At 39.5% G+C, this 23,696-nt stretch carries 20 protein-coding genes and 1 other annotated feature (1 of these 21 running past the window's edge); of the genes, 3 read left to right on the forward strand and 17 right to left on the reverse strand.

All coding sequences use genetic code 11. The features are described 5' to 3' along the window. The first annotated feature begins 595 nt into the window (after positions 1 to 595). On the forward strand, positions 596 to 2,125 hold the full coding sequence (locus tag MOK21_RS06830; RefSeq protein ID WP_249073192.1) for a cardiolipin synthase: 1,530 nt from the start codon (positions 596 to 598) through the stop codon (positions 2,123 to 2,125). A gap of 102 nt (positions 2,126 to 2,227) precedes the next feature. Here MOK21_RS06830 and MOK21_RS06835 read toward each other — a convergent pair whose 3' ends face one another. The 13 genes from MOK21_RS06835 to lspA all read right to left on the reverse strand — a co-directional run bounded on the left by MOK21_RS06835 (position 2,228) and on the right by lspA (position 16,003). Next, positions 2,228 to 2,647 carry a hypothetical protein gene (locus MOK21_RS06835; protein ID WP_249073193.1) on the reverse strand — a complete coding sequence of 140 codons (420 nt, stop codon included), beginning with the start codon at positions 2,645 to 2,647 and terminating at the stop codon, positions 2,228 to 2,230. 180 nt (positions 2,648 to 2,827) lie between these two features. Beyond that, a complete protein-coding gene (pyrE, locus tag MOK21_RS06840) occupies positions 2,828 to 3,457 on the reverse strand; it encodes an orotate phosphoribosyltransferase (protein WP_249073194.1) in 630 nt (209 codons plus the stop codon). A gap of 2 nt (positions 3,458 to 3,459) precedes the next feature. After that, a complete protein-coding gene (gene pyrF / locus MOK21_RS06845; RefSeq protein WP_249073195.1) occupies positions 3,460 to 4,164 on the reverse strand; it encodes an orotidine-5'-phosphate decarboxylase in 705 nt (234 codons plus the stop codon). Beyond that, complete coding sequence (locus MOK21_RS06850; RefSeq protein WP_249073196.1) at positions 4,161 to 5,075, reverse strand: dihydroorotate dehydrogenase; 915 nt, start codon at positions 5,073 to 5,075, stop codon at positions 4,161 to 4,163. Before MOK21_RS06850 ends, pyrF begins: the two co-directional genes overlap by 4 nt. After that, positions 5,072 to 5,845: a dihydroorotate dehydrogenase electron transfer subunit gene (locus tag MOK21_RS06855; RefSeq protein ID WP_249073197.1), complete on the reverse strand. Its 774-nt coding sequence runs from the start codon at positions 5,843 to 5,845 to the stop codon at positions 5,072 to 5,074. Before MOK21_RS06855 ends, MOK21_RS06850 begins: the two co-directional genes overlap by 4 nt. A gap of 1 nt (position 5,846) precedes the next feature. Further along, on the reverse strand, positions 5,847 to 9,044 hold the full coding sequence (gene carB, locus MOK21_RS06860) for a carbamoyl-phosphate synthase large subunit (protein WP_249073198.1): 3,198 nt from the start codon (positions 9,042 to 9,044) through the stop codon (positions 5,847 to 5,849). Then, the gene (locus tag MOK21_RS06865; RefSeq protein ID WP_249073199.1) at positions 9,037 to 10,137 is read right to left on the reverse strand and encodes a carbamoyl phosphate synthase small subunit; all 1,101 of its coding nucleotides are present in this window, start codon (positions 10,135 to 10,137) and stop codon (positions 9,037 to 9,039) included. The genes carB and MOK21_RS06865 overlap by 8 nt, the downstream gene beginning before the upstream one ends. After that, positions 10,137 to 11,414 carry a dihydroorotase gene (locus tag MOK21_RS06870; protein ID WP_249073200.1) on the reverse strand — a complete coding sequence of 426 codons (1,278 nt, stop codon included), beginning with the start codon at positions 11,412 to 11,414 and terminating at the stop codon, positions 10,137 to 10,139. The genes MOK21_RS06865 and MOK21_RS06870 overlap by 1 nt, the downstream gene beginning before the upstream one ends. A 1-nt stretch (position 11,415) precedes the next feature. After that, positions 11,416 to 12,294 (reverse strand): aspartate carbamoyltransferase catalytic subunit, encoded by an 879-nt coding sequence (locus tag MOK21_RS06875; protein WP_249073201.1) that lies wholly within the window; start codon positions 12,292 to 12,294, stop codon positions 11,416 to 11,418. A gap of 205 nt (positions 12,295 to 12,499) precedes the next feature. Next, positions 12,500 to 13,810 carry a uracil-xanthine permease family protein gene (locus MOK21_RS06880; protein WP_249073202.1) on the reverse strand — a complete coding sequence of 437 codons (1,311 nt, stop codon included), beginning with the start codon at positions 13,808 to 13,810 and terminating at the stop codon, positions 12,500 to 12,502. 20 nt (positions 13,811 to 13,830) lie between these two features. Further along, entirely contained in the window at positions 13,831 to 14,373 is a 543-nt protein-coding gene (pyrR, locus tag MOK21_RS06885; RefSeq protein WP_249073203.1) for a bifunctional pyr operon transcriptional regulator/uracil phosphoribosyltransferase PyrR, read from the reverse strand. A 242-nt stretch (positions 14,374 to 14,615) separates the two neighbouring features. Beyond that, on the reverse strand, positions 14,616 to 15,527 hold the full coding sequence (locus tag MOK21_RS06890; protein WP_249073204.1) for an RluA family pseudouridine synthase: 912 nt from the start codon (positions 15,525 to 15,527) through the stop codon (positions 14,616 to 14,618). Continuing rightward, positions 15,524 to 16,003 carry a signal peptidase II gene (gene lspA / locus MOK21_RS06895; protein WP_249073205.1) on the reverse strand — a complete coding sequence of 160 codons (480 nt, stop codon included), beginning with the start codon at positions 16,001 to 16,003 and terminating at the stop codon, positions 15,524 to 15,526. Before lspA ends, MOK21_RS06890 begins: the two co-directional genes overlap by 4 nt. Before the next feature lie 112 nt (positions 16,004 to 16,115). Here lspA and MOK21_RS06900 point away from each other — a divergent pair, with 112 nt between their 5' ends. Further along, positions 16,116 to 16,337, forward strand: coding sequence for a hypothetical protein (locus tag MOK21_RS06900; RefSeq protein WP_249073206.1), 222 nt, complete (start codon positions 16,116 to 16,118; stop codon positions 16,335 to 16,337). Between the two features lie 460 nt (positions 16,338 to 16,797). Here MOK21_RS06900 and MOK21_RS06905 read toward each other — a convergent pair whose 3' ends face one another. The 3 genes from MOK21_RS06905 to MOK21_RS06915 all read right to left on the reverse strand — a co-directional run bounded on the left by MOK21_RS06905 (position 16,798) and on the right by MOK21_RS06915 (position 18,990). Further along, positions 16,798 to 16,974, reverse strand: coding sequence for a hypothetical protein (locus tag MOK21_RS06905; protein ID WP_249073207.1), 177 nt, complete (start codon positions 16,972 to 16,974; stop codon positions 16,798 to 16,800). An 85-nt stretch (positions 16,975 to 17,059) separates the two neighbouring features. Further along, positions 17,060 to 18,628, reverse strand: coding sequence for a sodium/solute symporter (locus MOK21_RS06910; protein WP_249073208.1), 1,569 nt, complete (start codon positions 18,626 to 18,628; stop codon positions 17,060 to 17,062). Between the two features lie 26 nt (positions 18,629 to 18,654). Next, on the reverse strand, positions 18,655 to 18,990 hold the full coding sequence (locus tag MOK21_RS06915; RefSeq protein ID WP_249073209.1) for a hypothetical protein: 336 nt from the start codon (positions 18,988 to 18,990) through the stop codon (positions 18,655 to 18,657). Between the two features lie 237 nt (positions 18,991 to 19,227). On the opposite strand from MOK21_RS06915, the gene MOK21_RS06920 reads away from it, so the two are divergent. Continuing rightward, positions 19,228 to 20,406: a helix-turn-helix transcriptional regulator gene (locus tag MOK21_RS06920; RefSeq protein WP_249073210.1), complete on the forward strand. Its 1,179-nt coding sequence runs from the start codon at positions 19,228 to 19,230 to the stop codon at positions 20,404 to 20,406. A gap of 154 nt (positions 20,407 to 20,560) precedes the next feature. Here the strand turns inward: MOK21_RS06920 and ileS are convergent, their stop codons facing one another. Next, entirely contained in the window at positions 20,561 to 23,329 is a 2,769-nt protein-coding gene (ileS, locus tag MOK21_RS06925) for an isoleucine--tRNA ligase (RefSeq protein WP_249073211.1), read from the reverse strand. 236 nt (positions 23,330 to 23,565) lie between these two features. Next, positions 23,566 to 23,696, reverse strand: a binding site (T-box leader) (it continues 89 nt past the right edge of the window).

Below are 23,696 nucleotides of genomic sequence, written 5' to 3' on the forward strand. Positions count from 1 at the left end.
TCTTTACAAAATAATTTTTTAAACTTAATTTTTTCTTTACTTAATTGCTTGTTCCTTTTTCAACCTTCTATCTATACTCTTCTATTTTTATTTTTAAAATATAATATTTTTATAATAATCTTGTTTTATATAACAGCTAATAATTATGAATTCTCTTTAAAAATAAGGAAATTGAAATCCAAACTATTTATTTTTTAAAAATAGTTTTTTCGTTTAAAGTGTTAAAAATTAAACGGAAATTTCAATATACTAAAAAATTAATTTTTTCATTTTTATTTACCTAACCCTTTACGTACCTCTTAATTATATTGTTCCTAAAAAAATTAGCTTTATAAAAAGTATATGCAACAGCAAAGGTGATATATTCTAAAACTTTCAAATAAAAAACTATTAAAACGGAATAACACTATTTTATATGGGAGTATTTAACAAGAACTTGATTTACTGAAGAAATTAATGAAGAAACTTTGGTATTTAGCGCGGGAAAAGTGTGCAGAAATGTCTATATTGTAAAAAAGAAGAAAACAATCTATCATAAAACTATTAAATTATAGTCTCCTCCCAAGAATCTTATAGAATAGGTGAATGTATACATATGAAAAATCGCGTTGCCCAGTTGCTATTCGTCATTTCAATTGCAGCAATTATACTCATAGTCTTAAATAAATCTGTTATTTCCTTCTATACTTTAATCGGCTTTATCATGCCTATCACAATTATAGGGATTGCCTTCATTATTTTTATTGAAAATCGTTCCCCACAAAGTACATTAGCATGGTTTTTAATATTAGCCATTCTCCCCGGTATCGGTTTACTTCTGTACTTACTATTTGGAAGAAGTCGCTGGAGAAGAAAGAAACATTTACGCCGTTCCGAAGAACAAAGGATGTTATTCCGTGAAATTTTAGCAGGGAAAAGTTTTCATTTGGAAATGTCTTCTCCTTTAAATGAACGATCCACCTATTTAACACATGTTATCCAAAAATTTGGCGGCGGTCCTGTTGCGAATGAAACAGCAACAAAGCTCTTAACAAACGGGGATGAAACATTTACTGAAATCATACAAGCAATTGAAAATGCCACACATCACATTCATATTCAGTACTATATCTATCGATCAGATGAAATCGGTACAGAAATTCGCGATGCCTTAATAAAGAAAGCAAAATCTGGGGTTATCGTCCGCTTTCTTTATGATGGACTCGGTAGTAATAAATTACGAAGAAGTTTCTTACAACCAATGAAAGATGTAGGAATTGAAGTAGTCGAGTTTGATTCAATTCTTTCCCCTTGGCTATTAGAAACCGTCAATTATCGTAACCACCGTAAAATTGTTATTGTAGATGGGACAATTGGGTTTACAGGCGGACTCAATGTTGGAGATGAATATCTTAGTCGTTCAAAGAAGTTTCCTATTTGGCGAGATAGTCATTTAAAAATAGAAGGAAAAGCATTATATAAACTGCAGGCCATTTTCCTAGAAGATTTTCTCTATGCTACTAGTAGTTTAAATACTGAGTCTTGGAATCATTTTATGGATAGCACATACTTTCCAAGCCAAGGAATCCATCAGGCTGAAGGTGCCGTACAAATCGTTGCAAGTGGACCTAGCTCAGATGATACAAATATTCGCAATGCGTTATTGAAAATGATGAGCTCCGCAAAAAAATCCATTTGGATTGCTACGCCATACTTTATTCCTGATCAGGAAACATTAACATTATTACGTTTGAGTGCACTTTCTGGGGTAGATGTCCGTATTTTATATCCTGGAAAAGGCGATAGTATCATTAGTGATCAAGCATCCCAATCATACTTTACACCACTTTTAAAAGCGGGTGTCTCCATTTACCGCTTAAAAGATGCTTTTATGCACGCCAAGATTGTACTGGTTGATGATGAAGTTGCATCCATTGGTACAGCCAATATGGATATTCGTAGTTTTGAGCTTAATTATGAAATCATTGCGGTCCTCTATGAATCTAACACGGTTCTAAATATTAAAAATGATTTTGAACAGGATTTTAAAGACTCCATAGAAATTACATGGGCGTCCTTCCAAAAGCGGAGTATTCAAAAACGCATGCTTGAATCTCTTACGCGACTCATTTCTCCTTTGCTGTAAAAATGATTAAAAAAGACTGTAAAAGTAAAAGGATTCACACACAGTTTTGTGTATGAATCCTTTTTTGCCCTTTGGAAGGTGGATGTCGATAAAAATGAAAAGTTAGGTGATAAAACGTGAAAGTTGGTAGATAAAACGTGAAAGTTGGGCGATAACTCCTGAAAGTGTTTCGATAAAAACTAAAAAGTTGAATGTCATTTTGTAAAAACGCATGTCATGTGAATTGTTGATTGGAGTGGAGGCTGGCGACTCCTTGGGGATTAGCGATAGGGGAACGAAGGCTAAAACCATCACATCCTGTGATAACGCCTTCGTGACCAACATCGGTGCTGCTGCCGCTTCGCTTTCGCGCAAAAGACATCTGTTGGCCCGAGACCCTGGAGCGAGCATCGCGAGTGAAGCAAGAGGGGAACGAAGGCTAAGAACATCACGTCCTGTGATAACGCCTTCGTGACCAACATCGTGTTGCCCCGACGCCCCCAGGAAGCTCTGCTCTGCGCGAAAGCGAAGCGTCAGCGGCAAATGTTTTCTGTAGCGAAAGCGCAGCGTCAGCTACAAAGCGCCAGCCGGAACGGAAATCAACCCCTCGTTTTGAACAAGAACTACACTTTATTTAATAGGACACCTTAATTTCTTTGAAACAATAGTTTTTCAATAAATGAAAGGGTGGTATGAAAAATTATCATACCACCCTCTTTTTAATTAAAGCTCTCCTGCTTTTAACTTCCCATGCCAGTCTTTTAAGAATGGAATATCTTCTTCTTTAATAGCACCGGATTCATTTGCTGCTTCAATTAAATAATCGAAATTTGTTAGAGATACATATTTAATGCCCGCCTCATCAAATGCTTGTTCAGCACGTGGAAGATTGTATGTGTAGACGCACACAACGCCTAGTACTTCACATCCTACTGCACGTAAGGCTTCTACAGCTGTAATCGATGAGCCGCCTGTAGAAACGATGTCTTCTACGACTACGACTTTTTGACCTGCTGCGTATTTCCCTTCGATTTGGTTACCACGGCCATGCTCTTTTGCTTTTGAACGTACGTAAACCATAGGTAACTCTAAAATATCACTTACCCAAGCTGCATGTGGGATACCCGCTGTTGCAGTACCTGCTACAATTTCTGTTGCGCCAAAGTGTTCTTTAATAAGAGATGCTAGACCGTTTGCTAATTGCTTACGAATTACAGGGTCAGAGATTGTTAGACGTGTATCACAGTAGATTGGTGATTTAATGCCTGATGCCCATGTGAATAGTTCAGTTGGATTTAATTCTACTGCGCCTACTTTTAACATAGCGTGTGCGATTTCATTTTGTAATGTCATAGTTATGCCTCCCATAATTCACTTACGATTTTATATGCTGCTACTGGATCTTGTGCACCTGTAACGGCACGTCCAACGACGATTAACGAAGAACCGTCACGTTTTGCGCCATCTGGTGTTGCAATGCGCTTTTGGTCGTGTGCATCGCCACCCGCTAATCGGATACCAGGTGTCACACGTAAGAAATCTTCACCGCACACTTCAGCAATTGCTTTTGCTTCATGTACGGAGCAGACTACACCGTTTAAACCAGCTTGTTTTGTTAAGCTTGCATAATGTAATACAGATTCTTGTAAAGATAACGCAATTTTTTGCTCCGCCTGCATTTGCTCTTCTGTTGTAGAAGTTAGCTGTGTTACGGCAATTAATGCCGCACGTTCACGCCCTGCCGGAGTACCCGCTTCAAGTCCTTCAAGTGCTGCCTCCATCATTTGACGACCGCCCGCCGCGTGAACGTTGACTAAATCTACGCCTAATTTTGCTAGGCCTTTCATAGCAGAGCCCACTGTATTAGGAATATCGTGTAATTTTAAATCTAGAAAAATATCATGACCTAGATCCTTTACCTTGCGTACAATATCTGGCCCTTCCTGCATATATAATTCCATACCAATTTTCACGAAAAGAGGTTCATTAAAGTGCTTTAGAAAGCTGAATACTTCTGCTTCTCCAGGGAAATCTAGTGCAAGTATTGGTTTTGTATTCATGAACGATGGCTCCTTCCGATAATTTCTGAAATATGCTCTACGCCTAATTTATCGAGCTTTGCTGGTAGTTCATCAATAATAGTTGGACAAACGAAGTGATCGACAAAGTTTGCTGTTCCAACAGCAACTGCAGATGCGCCAGCCGACATAAAATCAATAACGTCCTGCGCTTCTGTCACCCCACCCATACCAATAATCGGAATATTGACAGCCTTATACACCTCATAGACCATACGAATTGCAACTGGCTTTACGGCAGGACCTGATAAGCCGCCTGTACCATTGGCAATCACTGGCTTACCTGTACGCTCGTCTAAACGCATGCCAATTAGTGTATTAATCATGGTAATGCCATCTGCACCACCGGCTTCAACAGCTTGTGCAATTTCTACGATATTCGTAACGTTTGGCGATAATTTCACGTATACAGGCACTTCTGAAACAGCTTTCACAGCTTTCACTAGCTCTCGTGCAGTTGCAGGATCTGTACCAAATTGAATACCACCACATTTAACGTTCGGACAAGAAATGTTAAGCTCTAATGCTTTCACATTTGGTGCAGTAGAAATGCGTTGCGCTACTTCTACGTAATCCGCTGTCTCCGTACCCGCAACATTTGCAATGATTGGCACATCATACGCTTCTAAAAACTTTAATTCTTCATTCATTACTTTTTCGATTCCGGGATTTTGTAAACCAATGGCATTCAACATCCCTGCTGCTGTTTCTGCGACGCGTGGAGTTGGATTGCCGGGACGTGTTTCTACAGTCGTAGCTTTAATCATAATAGCGCCGAGCTTTGATAAATCATAAAGCTGTGCGTATTCACGTCCAAAGCCAAAGCAGCCGGATGCTGGCATTATTGGATTCTTCAAGTCTAAGCCTGGTAATTGAATGTTTAAACGACTCATAATGCCACCGTACCTTTCGGGAAAACTGGACCGTCAGAGCATACTTTGACATAGTCTTTTGCTACTTGATCTGTTGTTTTACATACGCATGCAAAGCAAGCACCAATACCACAGCCCATACGCTCCTCAAATGATAAATAACCTTCTTTTTCTGGATAAAAGCCTTCAAGTGCTTTTAACATCGGTAGCGGACCACAAGAATAAAAGACATCGAATTCGGGTGCTCGTGACTCTAAAACATTTGTGACAAAGCCTTTTGTTCCTTTAGAGCCGTCAACCGTTACATAATGTGTTTCTCCAAGGGCGCTGAATTCTTCTTCATAGAAGCATACATCTTCCGATTGGAAGCCTAGCACATGAATTGTTTTAACACCTCGTGCGTTCAATTGCTTAGAAAGCTCATGTAATGGAGGTACCCCAATTCCCCCACCAACTAGTAGGGCTGTGCCTCCCTCTTTTACTGCTTCTACAGGGAAGCCATTACCGATTGGACCAAGGACATTGACAAGCTGCCCTTCACGATTTGTCGCTAACACGCTTGTTCCACGACCCTCCGCACGATAAATCATTGTAAATTCGTTGTTGTCTTTATCTATGTTTGCAATACTAATTGGTCGACGTAAAAGCGGCTCCAATGAATCTGACACCTTTACATGGACAAACTGGCCAGGTGTCATATCCTGAACCAGTTCTCCACGAAGTGTCAATTCGAAAATATTTGTCGCTATTTGCTTTTGAGAGACGACCGTCATTTTCTCTTGACGAATCATATTAATGTACTACCTCCGCTTTTGGCATTTGTTCTGCTGTGAATGTCATTGATTCAATAACACGGACCATCGCTTCTGCTGTGTCTAATGAAGTTAAGCAAGGTACACCGTTTTCTACAGACTCACGGCGAATTCGGAAGCCATCACGTGCCGGCTGCTTACCTTTCGTTAACGTATTGACCACAAGCTGTGCCTCACCGTTTTGAATTAAATCGATTAATGTTTCACCTTTTGCACCGATTTTACCAACTACATCTGTGCGTACGCCAGCCGCTTCGAATGCTTGAGCTGTACCTTCAGTAGCGACAATACGATAGCCTACTGTTGAGAAGCGTTTTGCAAGTGCAATGGCTTCCTCTTTATCTTTATCTGAAACTGTGAACAATACTGTGCCTTCTGTACGAATTTCCATACCTGCTGCAACTAAGCCTTTGTAAAGTGCTTTTTCTAATGTTGCATCTTTACCCATTACTTCGCCTGTTGATTTCATTTCAGGTCCTAGTGTAATGTCAACACGACGTAATTTAGCGAATGAGAATACTGGTACTTTCACGAAGACACCTTTTTGCTCTGGCGCTAAACCTGTTGGGTAGCCTTGTTCTACGATTGATTTACCAAGAATCGCTTTCGTTGCAATGTTTGCCATCGGAATATTTGTAATTTTACTTAAGAACGGTACTGTACGAGATGAACGAGGGTTAACCTCGATGACATATACTTCGCCCTGTGAAATGACATATTGAATGTTCATTAAGCCTATAATGCCAAGACCTTTTGCAAGGCGAGTTGTATAATCCACTAACGTATCTTTTTGCGCTTGTGTTAATTTTTGTGGTGGGTATACAGAGATAGAGTCACCAGAGTGAACCCCTGCACGCTCGATATGCTCCATAATACCTGGGATTAATACATTTTCACCGTCACAAATGGCATCAACTTCAATTTCTTGACCAGTTAAGTAGCGGTCAACTAATACTGGGTGATCTGGAGATGCTTCTACTGCGTTCTCCATATAATGTTGTAATTCCTCACGGTTGTAGACAATTTCCATCGCACGTCCACCTAGTACGTATGAAGGACGAACTAGTACAGGGAAGCCTAGACGATCGCTTATAGCAAGAGCTTCCTCCGTAGATACAGCTGTTTCACCTTGTGGCTGTGGAATGTCCAAGTCGCGTAATGCTTGCTCGAATTTGTCTCGGTTTTCCGCACGGTCGATATCTTCAAGTGATGTACCTAAGATTTTCACACCATTGGCAGCTAATTTATCAGCCAGATTAATAGCTGTTTGACCACCGAATTGTACAACTACGCCAATTGGTTGCTCTAAGTCGATAATATGCATAACATCTTCAATTGTTAATGGCTCAAAGTATAATTTGTCTGAAATCGAGAAGTCAGTTGAAACGGTCTCTGGATTCGAGTTAATAATGATTGCTTCGTAACCTGCTTCTTGAATTGCCCATACTGAGTGTACTGTAGCATAGTCGAATTCTACCCCTTGACCAATGCGGATTGGACCAGAACCAAGTACCACGACTGATGGCTTATCGGATTTAATTGATTCATTTTCATCTTCATATGTGCCATAGAAGTATGGTGTCTCAGATTCAAACTCCGCTGCACAAGTATCAACCATTTTATATACTGGAATAATGCCATTTTCTTTACGATACGCATATACTTCTTCTGAAGTTGTTTCCCAAAGCTCGGCAATTTTCTTATCTGCAAAGCCTAGACGTTTTGCTGTACGTAACACATCTTTATCGTTTTTATGGTCAGCAAGTGTTTGCTCCATATCTACGATGTTTTTGAATTTATTTAAGAAGAATAAGTCAATGGCAGACCATTCATGGATTTGCTCAATTGTAACACCGCGACGAAGTGCTTCACCGATGAAGAATAGACGCTCATCACCTGCTTTGCGGATACGTTTTTCAATCCAAGAATCCGTGTTTTCTTCTGCATGTTTCAGCTCTAAGTGAACTTGTCCTGTTTCAAGAGAGCGCACTGCTTTTAGCATAGCTTCCTCAAATGTACGACCAAGTGCCATCACTTCACCAGTCGCCTTCATTTGTGTCCCTAGATTACGCTTTGCTGATTCAAACTTATCGAACGGCCAGCGTGGGATTTTCGCCACGATGTAGTCTAAAGCTGGCTCGAAGCAAGCATACGTAGAACCTGTTACTGGGTTTTTGATTTCATCTAATGTTAAACCAACTGCGATTTTTGCTGCTAGCTTGGCAATTGGATAGCCTGTTGCTTTTGATGCTAACGCTGATGAACGTGATACACGTGGGTTTACTTCGATTACATAGTAATTGAAGCTATATGGATCAAGTGCTAACTGTACGTTACAGCCACCCTCAATTTTTAGGGCGCGAATAATATCTAATGAAATATTACGTAGCATTTGGTTTTCACGATCTGAAAGTGTTTGTGTAGGCGCCACTACGATAGAGTCACCTGTATGAATACCAACTGGGTCAACATTTTCCATGTTACATACAACGATCGCGTTATCGACAGCATCACGCATTACTTCATATTCTATTTCTTTATAACCAGCGATTGATTTTTCTAGTAAACATTGTGTTACTGGTGAATATTTTAGACCAGATGTCACGATTTCCTCTAGATCTTGATCGTTGTAGCAAATACCGCCACCTGTACCACCAAGTGTGAAGGCAGGACGAACGATTACCGGGTAGCCGATTTTCGCTACGAAGTTTTTCGCTTCATCTAAGTTATGAATAATATCTGATTCAGGTACTGGAGCACCTAGCTCGTACATTAAATTACGGAATAAATCACGGTCTTCAGCTTTATGGATCGCATCTAATTTTGTTCCAAGAATTTCAATATTAAGCTCATCTAGAATTCCTGATTTATCTAATTCAATGGCCATGTTTAAACCTGTTTGACCACCAAGTGTTGGTAGGATGGCATCTGGACGTTCTTTACGTAAAATTCGTGATACAAATTCTAGTGAAATTGGCTCAATATACACTTTATCTGCAATTTCTGTATCTGTCATAATTGTCGCAGGATTTGAGTTTATTAAGATAACGCGATAGCCTTCTTCTTTTAAAGAAAGACAAGCTTGTGTTCCTGCGTAGTCAAATTCTGCTGCTTGTCCGATCACGATTGGACCTGATCCGATTACTAAAATAGTTTCAATATCTGTACGTTTAGGCATGTTGTTTCCCCTTCCCTGCTTCTACTTCCATCATTTCGATAAATTCATCAAATAAGTGATTTGAATCCTCTGGACCTGGTGATGCTTCTGGGTGATATTGCACTGTGAAGATTGGATATTTCTTGTGACGCACACCCTCACAAGTGCCATCATTTAATGCGATATGTGTTATTTCTAAATCTGTATCTTTTAATGAATCGATGTCGATTGCATAACCATGGTTTTGAGATGTTAAATCTGTACGGCCCGTGCGTAAATCTTTTACTGGATGGTTACCACCTCGGTGACCGAATGGTAATTTGAAGCTTCGTGCACCACATGCTAGCGAGAAGATTTGGTGACCTAAGCAAATACCGAACATTGGCACTTTTCCGATTAAATTTCGTACCGTTTCAATGCCTTCTGCTACGTCTTCAGGGTTACCTGGACCATTTGATAGCATAATTCCATCTGGATGCCATGCTAAAATTTCCTCTGCCGAAGTATTGTAAGGGACAACGAGTACATCGCAATCACGTTTGTTTAACTCACGAAGGATACCGTGCTTCATACCATAGTCAATTAATACGACGCGTTTGCCACGACCTGGTGATGGGTAGGCTGCTTTCGGCGATACTTCACGAACATGATGTGTAATCGCTGGTGTTGCCTGTAATTTTGCAACGATTTCATCTATATTCACTTCTTCATCAGCCGCTGTTAAAATAGCCTTTACTGACCCTTTACTACGAATAATGCGTGTTAATTTTCGTGTATCGATTCCTTCAATGCCCGGGATATCCTTTGAAGTTAAGTATTCATCTACCGTTAAATCACAGCGGAAGTTTGAAGGTGTTTTTGCTAATTCACGAACTACAAATCCTCGAATAGCAGGTGTGATCGATTCAAAATCATCACGGTTAATACCGTAATTACCGATTAAAGGATAAGTTAACGTTACAATTTGTCCGTAGAATGAAGGATCTGAAATTGTTTCCTGATAACCTGTCATCCCCGTTGTGAATACGACCTCACCTTGTGAAGCTCGCTCACTACCGAACGCTGTACCTGTAAATACTGTGCCATCTTCTAAAATAAGTAAACGTTTTTTCATTACTCTGCCTCCTGGTATACGATATTGCCTTCAAAAATTGTAAGAACTGGCCATCCTTTTGCAACCCAGCCATTGAATGGTGTATTGCGTCCTTTTGATACAAAGCCTTCTGCATCAATTGTTTGTTCTTTATTTAAATCTATTAAAATCATATCTGCTGAAGCACCCACTTCTAATGTGCCATATGGTAAATCGAAAATTTGAGCAGCCTTTACAGTCATCCAATCAATCAACTGCTTTAACGTCCATTTCCCTGTTTCTACAAATTGTGTGTAAAGCAGTGGGAACGCTGTTTCGAAGCCTACAATGCCAAATGGAGCACCAACCATACCACAGCATTTTTCTTCTACTGTATGTGGAGCATGATCTGTAGCGATGCAATCGATTGTGCCGTCTAGCATAGCTGCATGGAGTGAGTCTTTGTCATCTGCTCCACGAAGCGGAGGATTCATCTTCCAATTTGCATCATCTGATGGGATATCCATTTCTTCAAGTAATAAATGATGTGGGCAAACTTCTGCAGTGACACGAATACCTGCTGCTTTCGCGTCTCGTACTGCACGTACAGATTCCTTTGTTGATACGTGACATACGTGGTAACGTGCTCCAGCTGCTTCTGCTAGTAGAACATCTCGTGCAATTTGAACGGATTCACAAATCGATGGAATTCCTGGTAAATCAAGCTCTTTATTACGCTTCCCTTCGTGCATAACACCGTCGTAAATTAATGAGTTATCCTCGCAGTGTGCAACAACTACCATATCGTGCTGTGCTGCATCCTTCATTTGCTCATACATAGTTGATGCAAGCTGGATACCAACACCATCATCTGAAAATGCGACAGCCCCATGTTCTTTTAATTCTGCAATGTCTGTGCGAACCTCACCTGAGATATCCTTTGTTAATGAACCGTATGGCAGTACTCGAATCACTGCACTTTCTTTAATAAGACCGTTAATCAACTGCATATTTTCTACTGAATCTGGCACTGGTTTTGTATTTGGCATCGCACAAATTGTTGTGAAGCCACCTTTTGCTGCTGATGCCGAACCTGTAGCAATTGTTTCTTTATGTTCAAAGCCTGGCTCGCGTAAATGTGTATGTACATCGACAAAGCCTGGTGCAACAACTAAACCATTTCCTTCGATTATTTCTGCGCCTGCTACTTCTACGTTTGGACCTATTGCCGTAATTTTACCATCTGCCATAGCGATATTTACTGTATGTAGCTCGCCTTGTTCATTTACCATTTGTACATGTTGAAGAACTTTTGTCATGTTACTCTCTCCCCTTTAAAATTGTTTCCATTATAGCCATTCGTGTATATACACCATTTCGAACCTGCTCGAAAATTCTAGAACGTTCGCATTCTACTAACTCTGAAGCAATTTCTACATCACGATTGACCGGTGCTGGATGCATGATAATTGCCTTGTCCTTCATTTGTTTCTCACGTTCAATTGTTAAACCGTACTCATTATGATAGCTCTCTTTTGAGAAGCTTTTATTAACCTTATGACGTTCATGCTGCACACGAAGTAACATAATCACATCGCTAATTTCGATTAAGTCATCCCAAGAATGATGTGCGTCGAAATTACCTGCCCACTCTTCCGGACAAAGGAAATGAACATTTGCCCCTAAGCGCTGTAACGCTAACGCATTCGATTTCGCTACACGACTATGGGATATATCTCCAGCGATTGTTACATTTAACCCTTCAAAAGAACCAAACTCTTTTTTGATTGTATAAAGATCTAATAGTGATTGAGACGGATGCTGACCAGTGCCGTCACCTCCATTAATAATGGATACATCGATGCCTTCAAGTAGTTCATTGTAATACGCATCTTCCTTTGCACGAATGACTACGGCATCCATACCAATCATTTCTAACGTCTTTACTGTATCGTATAATGTCTCACCTTTAGTGACGCTTGAAAAGCTACCATCAAACGGGATAACGATACAGCCAACTTTGCGCTCTGCCATTTCAAAGCTTGTTTTCGTGCGCGTACTTGGTTCAAAAAATAAATTTGCAACGTTGTATGGGCGAGATAACGATGATGTTTCACCATTTTCAAAAGCTTGCGCTCGATCTAAGATGTTGTTAATTTCTTCAGTTGTTAAATGTTCCATCGATAATAAGTTCTTCATCATGTAACCTCCATTAGATTGTGTTTCATGAACGTCTATGTATAAACGTTCTGCATTCAGTAAGCTGAATATAATAAAAGCCCCGTTGATGTCATCAACGAGGCATAAGGAGGCGCGACAAACTACAGCAGGATACATTCCTACTTTTAGACTGTCTACAACTTCCCTTTTTTTGCCTCTCTGGACAATTCATTAAAAGGTACTTCTATGAATTTTTATTTTGATTGTGCAGTACTGGTTTTTCTGCTTCTTTTTTTCCTGGTAGGATGGCATTTAAAAGAACACCGATAATCGCTGCTAATGCCATACCTTCGACACTAAGTGATTCTGAAACAACGAACTTCGCACCGCCGATACCAATGACTAGAATAACAGAGGCAATGACCAAGTTACGACTATTACCAAAGTCGATATGATTATCGACTAACATTCGTAATCCACTTGCCGCAATGATACCGAAGAGCAGGATAGAAACCCCACCAAGTACAGCTGTTGGAATTGTTGCAATAACTGCCATTGCTTGCCCGAAGAATGATAGTAAAATTGCCACGACCGCTGCTCCTGCGATAACGTATACACTGTAAACACGAGTGATAGCAAGAACGCCGATATTTTCACCGTAAGTTGTTTTCGGTGGACCACCGATTAATGCACTAATAAATGTTCCAATTCCATCCCCTAAAAGTGAACGGTGTAAGCCTGGTTCTTTAATGTAATCTCGATCAACAACTTTCCCTAACACTAACTGGTGACCAATATGCTCTGAAATCGTTACAATCACGATTGGTACCATTGTTAGGAGTATCTTTGTTGTGATTTCAAAATCGTAGTGAATGCCTGGGATTAAGAAGTCAGGTAGTGCAAAGAAGTCTGCTTTGGCAATTGGTGAATAATCAACAATACCGATAATCATTGAGTAAATATATCCTACAATTAAGCCAATTAAGATTGGCATTGTACTTAAAATGCCTTTAAAGGCAATCGTGAAAATAATGGCTGTAAATAATGTTACTAACGCTGCTGAGAAGTGTAAAAAGCTATATTTGCCATCTACATTCATCGCCATATTGACTGCTGTACCTGATAACCCAAGTCCAATGACCATAATGACAGGTCCAACCACAATCGGTGGCAAAATTTTCATGATCCATTTATAGCCGCTTTTCCAGATGATTAGGGATACAATACCATATGTTATTCCGACTGCCATAGCACCAATCATTGCATGACCTGGATTTACACTAGAGCCGTCTTTATTTAAACCACCTGCCGCTAGTAAAATCGGTGCGATAAAAGCAAATGATGATCCTAAATAAGCTGGAACTTGAAATTTCGTAATTAATAAGAAAAACAGTGTAGCAATCCCACTTGTTAAAAGGGCAATCGCTGGACTAAGACCAACCAACTGAGGAACTAAGATCGTTGAGCCAAACATTGCAAACATGTGCTGGAAACTTAATGTCACTAGTTGGACTGGGGTCGGTTTATCCTTAATATCTAATACTGCATTTGACATAGTGCTTCCCCACTTTTTTGTTAATCTTCTTTAAAAATGATGACGCAATCTTCTCCGTCTACTTCTTGTAAATTGACGACAATACGCTCAGCTCCAGATGTCGGAACATTTTTACCGACATAATCAGCTCTTATCGGTAGTTCCCTGTGACCTCTATCGATCAGGACCGCAAGTTGAATTTGTGCAGGTCGCCCTAAATCCATTATTGCATCTAGCGCTGCGCGGACTGTACGCCCTGTGTATAGTACATCATCGACTAAAATAATTTTTTGATTTACAACTACATCATCAATATCTACTTGCTCAACATGTGCTTGTTCATTATCATGCTTTGTTGTTAAATCATCTCGGTAGAGGGTGATGTCTAGCTCCCCTGTACGGATTGGTTTGCCTTCAATTTTTTCAATTCGTTCAGCTAGGCGTTTTGCAAGAAATGCACCTCGCGTTTTAATGCCCACTAAAATACATTCATCGATTCCTTTATTGCGTTCAATAATTTCATGTGCAATACGTGTTAACGCTCTTGCCATAGACGGTCCATCTAATAGCTCATTTTGTGCCATGTAAGTTTCCTCCTCTCTTCTATCTATTGTTGGCCATGTGTCCATAAAAAAACCTCTCGAGGCGAATAGCCTGAGAGGGTTGAATACGTGTTTAAATAGTATGTTGAAAAAATTTGCAGCACAAATTTTTTAGCAACACATTCACATGTACCTTCTCAGCCTCTCTGGACTGCCATTAAAGGTGAATATTTAGTTAAGTTGTTCATTCACTTTCGTTAGTATAGACCTTCTTTTCCTATACGTCAATGCCTATTTTTTAAATCAAGTAATAATTGTTCATAATCAGCAGGAATTGGCGCTTCAAACTGCAAATATTCACCTGATGTAGGATGATCAAAGCCTAATATACCCGCGTGTAATACTTGTCCACCAAAGTCTATTGTCTTTTTTGGTCCATATTTTGGGTCACCCACAAGTGGGAATCCAATATAATTCATATGGACACGAATTTGGTGAGTTCGGCCTGTTTCTAAACGACACTCTACTAGCGTATAATCACCAAAGCGTTCGATCACTTGGAAATGGGTTACTGCATGCTTACCTTTGTCGACAACTGCTTGTTTTTGACGATCTTTTTGATCTCGACCAATTGGTGCATCAATTGTACCCTTATCATGTGCAATATGCCCATGAACTAGTGCAGTATATTTACGAGTCACTGTTTTATTGACTAGCTGATTCACTAACGATTCATGCGCTGCATCATTTTTAGCAACCATTAATAACCCTGATGTATCTTTATCGATACGGTGAACTATTCCTGGTCGCATAACACCATTAATGCCTGATAAATCCTTACAATGATACATTAAGCCATTGACAAGTGTACCCGTCATATGCCCAGGTGCCGGATGGACAACCATGCCCTTTGGCTTATTCACAACAAGAACATCTTCATCTTCATAAACAATATCAAGATCTAAGTTTTCAGCAATAACATCTAATGGCTCTGCTTCGGGTACATCAATTTCTACAATATCCCCTACTTTTACCTTATACTTCGCCTTGACAGTCTCTCCATTTACTTTAATAATCCCCTCAGTAATCCAATTCCCGATCTGTGTTCGTGACCACTCTGATTGCACACCCGAAAGCGCCTTATCAATGCGCTCTCCCTGTTGTTGTTCTTCCATTGTATATGATACTTGCGTCATTGTTTCACCTGTTTCTTTCCTTTTTTCTCTTCAATGATTAAGCCAATCATTAATATCACTACAGCCATTGTTAAAGCAGAATCCGCAATATTAAAGATTGGGAAATCATAATTAATGACTGGAATTAAGACACTTACAAAATCGACCACTTCGCCTCTAAATATACGGTCAATAAAATTACCTACAGCTCCGCCTAATAAAAGCATCAAGCCTACTTGAAAAATAGGTTTACCCTTAGCTTCTTTATGATAAAAATATAGGATTGCACAAATAACGCCTATCGTGATAATGCTAAATAACCACATTTGGCCTTCTAGCATTCCCCATGCTGCTCCTCTATTTCGATGAGACAATATCCCAAACCACGGATCCCATACTGAAATTCGTTCACCAAACTCCATATTTTTCACAATTAGCCATTTTGTCCATTGATCTAAAATAACTACGAATACGGCCAATCCATAATATTTATACACAGACACTCCTCCGTTCGCTCAACATCTAACCTATTCTACCATAACAGCCCATCACAGAATAACTAATATAGCATGAAAATATGGATCAATACCATATTGTAGAGTTGATTTTTTGCTTCAATTTACCGGGGCTATCCACGATTTTGGCTGTTCTATCGACGACTTTAACGATTCTATCCACGACTTCAACTGCTGTATCCACGACTTTGACAATTCTATCCGTCACCTTGCCTCTTCTTTCCGTCGCTTTGGCTCTTCTATCCATCACTTCGGTTCTTCTTTCCGTCGCTTTGTCTTCTATCCGTCAATCTATCGGGGCTATCCACGACTTTGACGATTCTATCCACGACGTCAACTGCTCTATCCACGACTTTGACAATTCTATCCGTCACTTCGACTCTTCTTTCCGTCGCTTTGACCTTTCTATCCGTCTGCTTCGGCTCTTCTTTCCTTCGCTTTAGTCTTTCTTTCCGTCGCTTTGACTTCTTTCCGTCGCTTCGACCTTCCTATCCGTCACTTCGACTCTTCTATCCGTCGCTTTGGCTTCTATCCGTCAATCTACCAGGGCTATCCACGATTTTGGCTGTTCTATCCACGACTTTGACAATTCTATCCGTCGCTTTGAACTTTCAATCCGTCGCCTTGCCTCTTCTTTCCGTCGCTTTGGCTTCTATCCGTCGCCTTGGCTTTTCTTTCCGTCGCTTCGACTCTTCTTTCCATCGCTTTGTCTTCTATCCGTCGCTTTGGCCTTTCTATCCGTCATCTTGCCTCTTCTTTCCGTCGCTTTGACCTTTCTATCCTTCGCTTTGTCTTCTATCCGTCACCTTGGCTTTTCTTTTCGTCGCTTCGACTCTTCTTTCCGTCGCTTTGATCTTTCTATCCGTCGCTTTGACTTCTTTCCGTCGCCTTGGCTTTTCTATCCATCGCTTCGACTCTTCTTTCCGTCGCCCCGCTCTTTTTCCTGCCGTCAACTTCCCTTCAATTAAAAAAGCTATTGCCACTCACTTCATAAGGAATGGCAATAGCTTTTCATTTTTTATTCATTATTATACCGTTTTAGGCTGTTTCAGACTCTTTTGAATGTACACGCTTCATGAAATCATTGACATCAGCTGGTACTTTCCGATCTAATAATGAAACAATAACAACGGATAAGAAGCCTACAGGTACTGTGACGATGCCAGGGATTTTAAATTGTAAGAAGCTTGGTAATGTTCCTGGTAGAAAGATCATCCACATCGATACACCTAGACCAATGAGTAAACCTGCAATTGCTCCTTTTTCTGTCATTCCTCTCCACCAAATACCTAAAATAAATATTGGTGTAAATGTACTCGCCGCTACAGTAAAGGCAAGTGCCACTAAATGACCGATGGATGCATCTTTAACTAATAAGCCCAACGCTCCATATAAAATACCTAATAAAACAATGGCTACTTTCCCTGCAATCACTCGTTGTTTTTCTGTAATATCCTTTTTCATAACACTTGCATATAAATCATGGGCTAATGCACCTGAGCTTGTAATAAATAAGCCCGATAAATTTGAGAATATGGCTGCAAAAGCACCTGCTATGACAAGTCCAAGTAGCCATTTCCCTCCTAGTGCAAGTGCTGTTGTAGGAATAACCATATTGTTCCCACCAAGCACTAAATCACGCATGACTTCCTCACTTGCCGTACCCGAGATAAAAATAGAACGGCCTACAACACCTAAGTAAACAGCTAATAAGAAAAACGTACTAGCAATCCCAATCGCCATTAATGCTGATTTTCGAGCCGCCTTCGCACTTGGATTCGTATAAAATCTTAGTAAAATATGTGGCAAACCAATTGTCCCTAATGCTAAACCGATTGTCATACTGATAGTTTGCCAAAATGTTGGGAAATAAAAACCAGTTCCTGTCCAAGCAGCACCATCAAAATTAACATTATTTCCATCTAAAGCATATGGTGATGTTCCTGTAATAGGACCACTGAATGAATTAATAGCAGCTAAAATTTTATCGTAATGCAAACCACTATACATTGCTGCAATCAACATAACAACAAACGCTCCAAGTCGAATCCAAAGCTCTAAAGCTTGGTTGATTGTCGTTCCTTTCATACCGCCTATTCCTACATAGAAAACCATTACAACACACGTAAAGATAATCCCGAATTCATATGAAGTCCCGAAAAACATACTTAAAATTTGTGCCGCCCCTAATAATTGTGGCGCTGCATAAAAACCAGAGATCGCTAATACTACAGCTACTGCTACTAGCCGAGCTCGTCTACTATGAAAACGATAAGCTAAAAAATCGGCAACGGTAAATGCTCCAAAACGTCTTAACGGACCTGCCACAAAAATAGCTAGTAACGTCAATCCAATAGAGAAGCAAAATGCATAGTAAGCACCGTCATACCCTAATTGAAAAGTCAAACCAGCTATCCCAAGAAATGTTGCTGCACTTAAATAGTCTCCCCCAATTGCCGAACCATTTGTAAACCATCCAAAACTTCGTCCCCCAACAAAGAAATCGGATGCCGTTGCATTTCTTTTCGTTAAATACGTAATGTATACAATTGTCCCCATTAAAGCAATAGTCAATAACATCTTTGGTTCTAATAAAGCTTGCATCATTTTACATATCCCCCCTTAGCTAAAAACTACTTATTAAGTATTTCGTATTTCTTAAGGCGCTTTTCGTACAATGCTGTATGCACATAGGCAATAATAAAAGCCATTACCATCATCACTACTGTTGTCACAAACCATGTCACTGTCATACCACCTAAAATTTTTTTGAAAGCAAGCTCTGGGGCGAACCAGTTCATAACCGGAATGCTAAAAATTAAAATAAAATAAAATACCGTTAAACTAAAACCTGTAGTAAACTCATCTTTCATAATTTTGTTAGTAGTTGCATCTAGTGGTGGAAGATCCTTTACATCGATAGTTCCAGCTTCCACGTATTCATAATCATGACTCCCTACTTCTGCCATATTTCAACTCCCCCTTCCTGTATACGTAAATAATTGTCTGAAATTTCAAATTATTATTCACTACAATCATTCTATTCTATTTAATCTATAAAATAGTTACAAAATATTGCTGTATTAGTACAAAAAAATGCTATTTTAAGTTAAACTATTTTTATTATTTTCCATTTATCATAGAAAGGAGATGTTAGCATTTTAAATATTGTTTGGTACATTGAAAATTCAACTGAACAACAACAAATGGGCTACTGGATAGAAGAATACTTACCTAATACCTTTAATACCTGCGAAGAACCCCAAACAGAGATTTCCGCCATCATTGTCTATGAAATTAACCGTTTATTTGACTGGGTAAAGATAAACCGGTTAAAAAGAAATTATCCTAATAGTATAATTGTCCCTATTGTTGCAGAACACCTTACCTACTCAACTGGTATCGCCATTGAACTAAATTTAACTGCACTTCTTATAAAGCCTTTACAGAAAGCGAAATTTCTACGAATTGTTAAAAAGCTTTATACCTCCTATAAAGCAAAACAAGCAAGTACTCTTACAATGCTGGAGTTATCACAACAAATTTCGCAAGATCATACTTCGCCATTCCGAGAAGCTTTTTTAAAACGACTTATACGTGGAGAGGTTGAAAGCGAGCAGGAAATCATCCAGTCTTCCTCTTTTTTATCGAGGCATTGTATCCCAAATATCGTGTTTTTAATCCAGGGCTATATAGATGTGAATGAAGGTCGACCTTTCCCTCATGATGCAAGCAGTGTAATAACAAATGTGTTTCACCAAAACTTTACTAGTAAAGTACCTATTTCTTTTTTACATTTTGAACGTTATTTACTGTTGCTGATGCGCATTCCTAATGAATACACATCATTTAAGCATTGGTCTGAGGGGGTAACTTGTTTACTTGAGGTTATTGAAACGTTAAAAAAAGATTATTGCATCCACCTTTTTATGGGGGTTGGAGGCGTTTTTCAGGACGCTATGCAAGTCAAGGAATCCTATAGCCAAGCTCGAAAGGCACGGCGGAAACCTCCTGTTCATAATGTCCATATACGATTTTATGAGGATTTAACAAAGCAAGAACAGCTCCAGAAAGCTATCCAATATATCGAGGAGCACTATAATGAACAACTTACGATCCGTGACGTTGCCAAATATAGCAATTTTAGTGCTACTCATTTTAGCAGATTGTTTAAAAAAGAAATTGGTCGCAATTTTGTTGATTATGTAGCCTTTACACGCATCATCAAATCACTACCTTATTTGCGAAAATACGATTACACCATTGAAAAGATCTCCTTCATCTGCGGCTTCAACACACCTAATTATTTCAGCCTTACGTTTAAGAAATATGTCGGTATATCTCCAACTGACTACCGCAATACGCGGGAAATATTATTTAAATAGTGCCGTCAAATTTCTGATGAAATTGCTCCATTACAAAAAAGAATCTGCTAGACCTCTGATGAAAAGTAAACAACGCAAGCCCCCATCATCAAGGAGACTTGCGTTATTAATTACATAGAATGCAGATTCTTATTTTTATACCTGTTTGTCTATATTAAGCGTAATACTTTTCTACAACTTCTGCACAACGCGCACACACTGTTGCATGTGCTTCATTTGAACCGACTGTTTCAGAAATAGACCAGCAACGCTCACATTTTTCACCTGTTGCTTTTTCGACAACAATCGAAGCATGTTCTAGAACTAATGCGTCTGCAGGTGCAGCTTCAATTGAAGCCACTTCAAAGGCAGAAACAATTGAAAGCTGTGCAAAATCAATGCTTGCATCATTTAATAATGCTGCCACATCTTCTTTTGCATAAACTGTCACTTTTGCTTCAAGTGATTTACCGATTGTTTTTGCATTACGAGCTTCCTCTAATGCTTTTAAAATATCATCACGAACATCAATAATTTTCTCCCATTTTGCTCGTAGACTTTCGAAGTTTTCGTGTTCATCTACTTCTGGGAAGTCTGTTAATTGTACAGATACCTCTTCTACAACACCTTGAGCATGTAAGTAAGACCACATCTCGTCGCTTGTATGAGGGATAATAGGTGACATTACTTTTACTAATGTCATCAATGTGTCATAAATAACTGTTTGCATTGCACGGCGATCTTTATTGTCATGACCTTCGATGTACACAACATCTTTTGCAATATCTAAATAGAATGAAGATAGTTCTACTGCTACAAAGTTATTGACAGCATGGTAAACAGCTGCAAAATCATAGCGATCATATGCGGCACGTACAGTTTTTAAAACATCCTGCAAGCGCATATAAACGTACTGATCCATTTCACGAAGATCCTCGTAGGCTACACGATCTTTCGTTACATCGAAATCAGCTACATTTCCGTGTAAGAAACGGAATGTGTTACGGATTTTTCGATAAACCTCAGATACCTGCTTCAACATATCCATTGAGATACGAACGTCAGCTGTATAATCTACAGAAGCTACCCATAAACGAAGAATATCTGCTCCGTATTGGTCCATAACCTTTTTCGGGATAATGACATTCCCTAAAGATTTACTCATTTTACGCCCTTCACCATCTAGAACGAAACCATGCGTTAATAGTCCTTTATATGGTGCATAGCCATTAATAGCTACAGAAGTGATTAATGATGAGTTAAACCATCCACGGTGTTGGTCAGAACCCTCTAAATATAGATCAGCTGGATACTTCATACCACGTTCTACTAACACACCTTGGTGAGAAGAACCTGAGTCAAACCAAACGTCCATAATATCGTTTTCTTTTGTAAATTCACCGTTCGGGCTAGCAGGGTGTGTGAAGCCTTCAGGTAATAATTCTTTAGCTGTTTTTTGGAACCAAATATTTGATCCATGTTCACGGAATAAAGCTGAGATATGGGCAATTGTTTCTGGTGTAATAATTGGCTCACCATTTTCAGCATAGAAAATTGGAATTGGCACACCCCATGCACGCTGACGTGAAATTACCCAGTCTCCACGGTCACGAATCATATTATAAAGACGAGTTTCACCCCAAGCAGGTGTAAATGTTGTTGATTTTACAGCCGCTAGTAGCTCATCACGGAATGCATCTACTGACGCAAACCATTGTGGTGTTGCACGATAAATAACTGGTTTTTTCGTACGCCAGTCATGTGGATACGAGTGTGTAAAGAAGTTAAGCTTTTCTAAAGCGCCTACTTCTTTTAATTTTTCAGTGACCAATTTGTTTGCATCATTGTAGAATATACCTTCAAAACCAGGCGCTTCATCTGTATAACAGCCGCTATTATCAACAGGGCTAAGAATTGGTAGGCCATATTGTTTACTAATATAATAATCGTCTTCCCCGTGACCTGGTGCTGTATGCACACAGCCAGTACCCGCTTCGGCAGTTACGTGTTCTCCAATCATTACAAGAGATTCACGGTCATAGAATGGATGCTGTGCAACAACTCGGTCTAATGCTTCACCTTTAACTTCTTGAATAACTTCATACGCTTCCCATTCAAGTTCGTTAGCAACTGTTTCTAATAATTCTTTCGCGATGATGAATTTTTTATCGGCAACTGCCACAACGACATAGATAAATTCAGGGTTTACAGAAATCCCTAAGTTTGCTGGGATCGTCCAAGGTGTTGTTGTCCAAATGATCATTTTAGCGTCTGCTGGGACAACACCTTTAGCATCTTTTAGTGCAAAGCTTACATAAATAGAAGCCGATTTAACATCTTTATATTCAATCTCAGCTTCTGCAAGTGCAGATTCAGATGATGGAGACCAATAAACTGGTTTTAAACCTTTATAAATATAGCCTTTTTCTGCCATCTTTCCGAATACTTCAATTTGACGTGCTTCAAATTCAGGCTTTAATGTAATATATGGATTTTCCCAATCACCACGAACACCTAAACGGCGGAATTGTGTACGTTGGTTGTCAATTTGCTCGTAAGCATATTCTTCACATAATTTACGGAATTCGGCAACAGACATTTCTTTGCGCTTTACGCCTTTGTTCGTAAGTGCTTGCTCAATTGGTAAACCATGTGTATCCCAGCCTGGAATATAGTTTACATGGTAGCCCGTCATAGAGCGATGACGCGTAATCATATCTTTCAGCACTTTATTTAAAGCATGACCGATATGGATATCACCATTTGCATATGGAGGTCCATCGTGTAATACATACTCGGGGCGTCCTTCTGTACGCTCCATCTGTAATTTATTAATGTCCATTTCATTCCATTTTTCTTGCATCTTCGGTTCATTCGCCGGTAAGTTTCCACGCATTGGGAAATCTGTTTTAGGCATTAATAAAGTATCTTTGTACTCAACCATTTTTCAATTCCTCCTTTATGTTTACAAACAAAGAACAAATGCAGCACATGGGCGCTCATACACAATCGACAGTATCTCAAGGAATCGCCCAGCCGGAACGGAAATCAACTTATATACATGGCATTCGTTTTGTGAAATGTCATCGTTAAGTTCTAGTTATCGGCAAAATCAACAAGTTTTAACAACGGAAGTATACGTTCAAATATTGGAGAACATAAAAAAGCCTCTCAATCCCTCAAAGGGACGAGAAGCTTATACTCGCGGTACCACCCTAATTGTAGCACAAAATTGCACTACCACTTAAAGCACGTTAACGTTGTGCATCACGAAATAACTTACTACATTCAGTTATTTAGCTCAGAAGTGA

It is taken from the genome of Lysinibacillus sp. BPa_S21 (assembly GCF_023337795.1).
GTDB lineage: Bacteria > Bacillota > Bacilli > Bacillales_A > Planococcaceae > Lysinibacillus.